Raw genomic sequence first — 235 nt, forward strand, 5'->3', positions numbered from 1 at the left:
TGGCAGTACCAGGATGAAGCACGGGAATGCGATTTTTACGAGAATGAACTGGAAGATTTGTGGTTGCCGCTGCTCAATCGCTTGCGAGTGCCGATTGAACAGGCGTTGCGCGATGCGCGTCTGAAGCCGAGTCAAATCGACAGTCTGGTGCTGGTTGGCGGCGCGTCACAAATGCCGCTGGTGCAGCGAATCGCCGTGCGTCTGTTTGGCAAATTACCGTATCAAAGTTACGATC

1 protein-coding gene is annotated in these 235 nt (G+C 54.0%); it reads left to right on the top strand.

Going from position 1 to position 235, the window contains the following annotated elements:
• On the top strand, positions 1–235 hold a 235-nt coding region (locus tag SB756_RS35510; RefSeq protein WP_410913938.1), incomplete at both ends, for an Hsp70 family protein.

It is taken from the genome of Pseudomonas sp. SIMBA_068, from assembly GCF_046534705.1.
In the GTDB taxonomy this organism is placed as follows: Bacteria; Pseudomonadota; Gammaproteobacteria; order Pseudomonadales; family Pseudomonadaceae; genus Aquipseudomonas; species Aquipseudomonas putida.